The 6,615-nt window shown below is 40.7% G+C and carries 4 protein-coding genes, 1 pseudogene and 1 riboswitch; all 5 genes and pseudogenes read right to left on the minus strand.

Annotation, left to right across the window (positions count from 1 at the left end; translation table 11 throughout):
• Nucleotides 1-87: 87 nt before the first annotated feature.
• Nucleotides 88-1,500 (minus strand): DNA/RNA helicase domain-containing protein, encoded by a 1,413-nt coding sequence (locus H8Z79_RS06430; RefSeq protein WP_015542425.1) that lies wholly within the window; start codon nucleotides 1,498-1,500, stop codon nucleotides 88-90.
• A 46-nt stretch (nucleotides 1,501-1,546) separates the two neighbouring features.
• Nucleotides 1,547-2,023, minus strand: coding sequence for a DNA-deoxyinosine glycosylase (locus tag H8Z79_RS06435; protein ID WP_015542424.1), 477 nt, complete (start codon nucleotides 2,021-2,023; stop codon nucleotides 1,547-1,549).
• Between the two features lie 115 nt (nucleotides 2,024-2,138).
• A complete protein-coding gene (locus tag H8Z79_RS06440; RefSeq protein WP_118040653.1) occupies nucleotides 2,139-5,345 on the minus strand; it encodes a hybrid sensor histidine kinase/response regulator in 3,207 nt (1,068 codons plus the stop codon).
• A gap of 226 nt (nucleotides 5,346-5,571) precedes the next feature.
• A riboswitch (cyclic di-GMP riboswitch) is annotated at nucleotides 5,572-5,662 on the minus strand.
• A 363-nt stretch (nucleotides 5,663-6,025) separates the two neighbouring features.
• Nucleotides 6,026-6,163 (minus strand): hypothetical protein, encoded by a 138-nt coding sequence (locus H8Z79_RS16725; protein ID WP_207726329.1) that lies wholly within the window; start codon nucleotides 6,161-6,163, stop codon nucleotides 6,026-6,028.
• Between the two features lie 106 nt (nucleotides 6,164-6,269).
• A pseudogene (locus H8Z79_RS16730) lies at nucleotides 6,270-6,615 on the minus strand (hypothetical protein); the annotation flags it as partial.

Below are 6,615 nucleotides of genomic sequence, written 5' to 3' on the forward strand. Positions count from 1 at the left end.
TCAGATTTTTCTTTCAGAAACAGCACTTTTTATTACTTCATAACTTATGTCTTCCACCTTCGATCATACCGAATCTGATACAAGTATTTACATGAATGAAATCTTCCATTGCTTCACTGTTTCCTTTTTGCTGAACTGTAACAGATCCAACAGGACTTCATAGACTGCTTCATTCCCTTTTACAATGATTGCAAATTCCTCTCTTGCCTCATTCAGACGGTGAAAAAGCGCACGCACCGCAGTCGGTTTCTGCTGCTTCTGCCTCTGTTCACGCAGATAGCCTTTTTCATCATAATAATAACGTTCATCCATTATAAAAACGAGTTGATCCTGATAGCCTTTCAAAAGAAGCTCTGCTTCTTCCTCATCATTTGCATACACCACCTGAATATGAGGATAATAGCGTACCGCTCTCTTTTCAGGTAAATGCATCATATTTTGAATGAAAGATGAAAGTTCTGCATTTGTACGGATGCGATTTGTCAGATGGAAGCTCTGAATATCCGGCAGATGTTCGATCTCATGGATCATAGTCCTGTCCATTTCTTCATCCGAAATCATATCTTCATCGTCGCTGGAAAAGATTACCGGATGCTTCTCGCTCAATTCCAGTATCACGTGTAGCTTCTCCTCCGTAAGCAAATGCGCCTCATCTACCAGAATTGCACTGTATTCATTCAGATCCGATTGCTCTTCAAGCTGACTGTCTGTAAAAAATGCAATCCGTAATAATCGGTCATGCAAGACTTTCCATTCTTTTCCCGCTTCTCCACAGTGGATTATACACACTTTCTGATGTGCAGAGAGCCTCATGGCAATGTCATAAAGCAGCAACGTCTTACCTGTCCCCGGCAGACCACTGAACCAGAAGTAACCGGACCCGACTTTTCGTATTTTATCCAGTATTCTCCTCTCAATATCTTTCTGTTGCGAAGTCAGAAAATATTCTTTATTCAAAAACCTTTCCGGCTCTGTCAATGGTGAAAACAGATACATTTCTGCCTGAAAAAGATCTTCAATATCACCTTCATAATCTTTGCTCTGTCTCTGCAGGACAGTACACAGCTGTTCCCAGTCCGCTTCCACAATATGATCGTGATTACTCAGACGTACGAGGCGGTTCTGACTGCTGATGTATGTATAAGACTGAATTGTTTTTCCCTGTACAGACAGATAATATCGATTCTGTAATAGCTGTTTACGTACTGCCTCATCTGATACTATTCCGCTCTTTAATTCAACGTTTACAATCTGATCATCTTTTATCTGAAGAAGATCAAATTCCTTACCAAGTCTGGGAATCTGAAACGAATAGAAAAAGCGCAGAGCATACACATCCGGAAGACGCATCTCCAACTGCCGCACAAGTGCTTTCATACTATCCAGTTCCCATTCCCGTATTTTCAGGAAATATGTTCTTCCCGATAACTGCCGCTCCAGCTTCTGCAGGCACTCAATATTCTGATTTCTTGTGATCGTATAAATTGAAATGGATTTCATGTCCTTTCACCTGCTCCGATATCTCATTTTCTCTCTTAATCTATGCTTACTCTTTAATCTCTGCCCATGCTTCTTTCAGACGATCCAGTGAATAGCCCGCATTGGCAGGGCTTGTAGACGGCAGTTTATGTGCTTTGATTCCGTTTGCCGGATAAATGTATTTACAGTATAGCTCATATGCCTTGCCACCGTTAGTATAAATAGTCTGAATATCTGCGATCTTAAGAATTTCCGACAGATCATTCGGTACAACATCGCGGATGCTTGCATCAGACGATCCTTCAATTTCACAGCTTCTGATCACATCCCAGACTGCAATGTGATTTGCAAGCAGCATTGCTTTCTTTTCTTCTATCGTCTGTGGGACTTCACATTCCAGGACCCCGGCAAGTACCTTCCAGAAACGATTCTGTTTATGTCCGTAAAAAAACTGTTGTTCTCTGGATTTTACAGATGGAAAGCTTCCCAGGACCAGAATACGGGAGTTTGCATCATAGACCGGTGGAATTGTGTGTTTTATCATGTCTTTGCTCCTATTTTCTTCAATTAACCTATGTCACTAATATAATAACATCTTATTTTATAAAATTCCTAAAAATTTAGTAATTAAACGATTTTCCCATTCACCTGTGAAGCGATTATAGCCAGTTTTCCAGAACATCATTCAGCTTATTCATATCCAGCGGTTTCGCAATGTGTCCATTCATACCCGTATTTTTGGCCAGCTGTACATCTTCTGCAAAAGCATTGGCAGTCATGGCAACAATCGGCAGTTTTCCCTGTTCACCCGGAAGGCTTCTAATTGCTGCGGTTGCCTCATAACCATTCATGACAGGCATTTGGATATCCATAAAAACAAGATCATACAAGCCTTTCGGAGAACCTTCCACTTTTTCAACTGCAATTTTTCCATTTTCTGCTATTTCCACTTCTGCCCCTGTCATCTGCAGGATTTCAACAGCAATTTCTCTGTTTAACTCATTATCCTCGACCAGCAGAATTCTTTTTCCAGTGTAATCTGCTTCTGACAGTTTCTCCAGAAAATTTCTTGCTGTTTTTTCTTTTTTGCAGGAAGTAAACTGTCGCAATGTAGCCGTCAGCCTGGAAGGGAACAGTGGTTTTGCAATAAAAGCATCTATGCCTGCAGCCTTTGCTTCTTCTTCAATCTCACTGAATTCATAGGATGTCAGTACAATAATAGTAATCTCTTTTCCGATCCGTTTCCGGATCTGTCTGGCAGTTTCTATGCCATCCATATCTGGCATCTTCCAATCTAAAATAACAGCAAAGTAATCATTTTTTAGCTCATGACGTGCATAACAGCGCTCAACGGCTTCTCTGCCGGAGAGTACCCATTCGCCAGTAATTCCAATCTCCTTCAATGTGGCAACTGTACTTTCACAGCATGTCTTATCATCATCCACAACCAGAACCGGCAAATTCATCAGATTTTCATCCCGTTCTTTCTCTTTTTTCTGAAGTTCAAGATAAATTGTTACCGTAATTTTAGTTCCCTGGTGTAAGGTGCTGTCCACTTTAATATTACCATTCATCAGATTTACAATATTTCTGCTGATTGCCATTCCCAGACCGGTTCCCTGAACTCTGGTTGTCCGATGGTCATCTGCGCGGCTGAAGGGATCAAACATAATTTTCTGGAATTCCGGTGACATACCGATTCCATCATCCTCAATCGTAAATTCATAGCATCCAAGTTCTGAAAATCCATTTGGCTTTTCCTCTATGGAAAAAATAATATTCCCACCATCCGGTGTATACTTGATCGCATTACTCATCAGATTCACAAATACCTGCTGAATTCTCAGACTGTCACCGCAGACATCCTCATGTTCAATGTGATTAATGTGTATATCAAAATTATGTTTATGTTCATCAAGCACCGGTTGCGTAAGTGTAATAAGATTATCCACCAGCTCTGACAGATTGAAATCTTCCTGTGCCAGTGTCATTTTTCCGCTTTCAATACGTGCCATATCCAGCACTTCATTGATCAGCCCCAGCAGGTGACGGCTTGATTCTGTAATCTTGCCAAGACATTCAATGACTCTGTCCTGACTCTCAATATTAGCTCCTGCGATTGCCGTCAGACCGACAATCGCATTCATCGGTGTCCTGATATCATGAGACATATTCGAAAGGAATTCTGTTTTCGCACGATTTGCATTTTCTGCGGAACGGTAAGCCTCTTTCAGTGCCTGGCGAGATTCAATCTCTGCTTTCTTCTCCTGTGTCACGTCCATAGATGCCAGCAATACTTTTAACAGTTTTCCATTCTTCCATTCCATGGGAATGTAGGAAGCGATTTTATAAGTCTTTTCATCCAGACTGCAGTACTCGAACTTATAAATATTATTTTCACTTTTCAGATTCTTTCGAATATTATCCGGGGTTATCAGGATATCCATAGCTTCCAGTGGTTCCAGTGTCTTATACTTTTCAAGAACCTGCATCTGAAAATCATGATAAAATCCCAGGGGCTTATATATCATCTGTCCATTCAGGCTGTAGAATTCATATCTGTCATTTTCCAGATCACAAACAACAAAACGGTCAACCAGACGCACAATACTCTGGATCAGCTGCTCCATGGAAGCATTATCCGCTGCCATCTGCAGATGCCGTGCACTCTCCACCTTTGCCTCCGTGATATCCCGCAGAAAGATCATGGCATATTCTGAATCCTCTATCTCGCCGCGTATGATCACATTACGGACCCATCGTTCTTCTCCATTCAGAGCAATTCTGCACTCCAAAGATAATTCGGTTTCAAGACCTTTCAGTTTTTCCGCAACATAATCACGATCATAAAAAGTGGATACTGCCTTCTTATCTGTCTCGACAACATAGGAATCCACAAAATGCCGGATCAGTTCATCCCATGTATGACTCTGTTCAAAGACTGTCATCAGGGACGGCTCAACCTTAAAGGTATCAAAAGTGTTCTCTTCCAGATTCACATAATACTCGCACAAATCCGTTTTTGTAAAAGCCCGGTGGAAAGCAGCAGATTTTTGTGCCTGCATGATTTCTTTTTTCTCCGCATCAATGTTAATAAAAATCCCGGCAATCCTGCTGGCAGAACCATCCAGCCGGCGTATCACTTCTGCCGATGCCCGAAACCACTGGTACTGATGATTCTTCATTCTCATACGATACTCTACGCAATATTTTATCTGGTTCGTCTTATCCGCAATTGCCGCCTGAAGCTGCGCCATTACTCTTTCTTTATCCTGTGGATGCAGAAGATTTGACCAGGATTCCAGTTTATTCGGAAAATCCAGAGTGTCGTGAAAGCCAAGCATTTTTCGAAACTCATGACTCCAGTTAGCATTCACAATCTTACTGTTCTCATCACAGTCAAAATACCAGAAGCCGGAACAGATAACCTCATTGATCAGTGCCAGATTTACATGATCCCAGTTGACCTGTACGGACATAACCCAGATCTGTCTGCCCGCTTCATCTGTCGCATCTTCTTTATAAAGCCGTACATTATTCACTGTACCGTCCGCAGTTAAGATCTGTGCTTCACCTGCTCCGTAAAGCTGCAAAAAACGGTCTCGATCCAGTATATCTTTCTCCTTATAAAAGAAATTTTTCAATGAGCCTTTTGTCTGTTCCATGAAAGTATCGAATGTATATCCTGTACTATGTAACAGCAGATTACTCACAGACAAAACAGACAGGTTTTGGTCATAATATCCTGTTATTATACCTACCCCGCCATTATTTTCCAGTGTTTTCTGTACTGCCTGCGACATTGCCTGCGTCTGTCCCGTTACATTCTCACCCAAAGAATATATTTTGTCTTCATAATTTCCCATTTTATAAAAATCCTCTTTCTGTCTTATGCCTGCTTTATTCTGCTTTTATCTTTATACAGAGAACCTGTCCCTGCCGGTTTTCGTACTCATTTTGGCATATAAAAAGGACACCTGCCAAAATATGCCAGTGTCCCTACTACATTTCTTCAAGATCACACATCTATATAGTATAAAAGTTATCGAAATCTCTTCCGTTTTCACATTTTTCCATATATGATATGGAAACAGTGGCAACCGGCTGACCTGGTCAAACTTTCTGACTTTAGCCCCTTCTGGCTTTGCGTCCCTGCCTTTCAGCAGGTTTGCCTTTAAAATAATTTCCATTTTTTCAAAAATAAAATAGCATGTAGTTTTCTGCATGTCAATAATCTTCTTGAAAAAATCCACACATATTTTACTTCTGGTTTTGAATATCTCTCTATAAAAAATTAATTTATTTACAGCACCTAAAATGTAGAAAATCCAAGGATCTGGATTTACGTCTGAAATCCCGGAAAACCTTATATTTCACACTATCAATTATGTACTTTACTCGACAAACCTATCGTCTCCGCATGGGACGAGGAAACAGTATTGATGTCTGATTGCCCCTGTTCGTTCTCGGAAACAAATCGACTATCAGTCCTCGTCCCAGCTGATATTAATAGTTCTCGGAAATAAATCATTTCCTTCTAAATCCGTTAGAACATATCTTTTATGATTTCTAACGCTATATTCATACCGGAGCGGTTGTCACTTGGAGTCTTAGCCAACGTTGCCATGTAACGTCCGTCACCATAGTAAATGAATTTATAGTGCTTACCCTCCTCGGTAATCACAAATCCCATGTCTTGCAATGTACGCTTCATTGAGCCGGACATGGTCTTATAGCCTCTCAACGAGTTCTTTAATTGTTCAGAACGGTCATTGGCTCTGCGTTTACAATTATTGCTCTTGATTATATCTTCGAAAACTGCTCTTCTGCGTGTTACCGGAAGCATAATTAGGAAGAGCCTGCTCAAGGGCATCGAGGAGCATAGCTTTGATTTCATCTTGGAAAAACTCCTCTTCTTCGCCCAAATATAATATCGGCATATTGTCCATGCTATCCATTTTTGATCGGAGACCCTGATTCTCGTAAGTAAGGATTTCATTTGTATGTGTCAATTCTTTGTTGCTAGAATATAAATAGTACAAGCCAAAATGAGAAATTCCAAATACACATAAGCATGGTACAATAGAAACATGCTGAAGGAGGATCTCATATGGCAAAGCAACATGACAAACAATT

It is taken from the genome of Blautia intestinalis, from assembly GCF_014297355.1.
GTDB lineage: Bacteria > Bacillota > Clostridia > Lachnospirales > Lachnospiraceae > Blautia_A > Blautia_A intestinalis.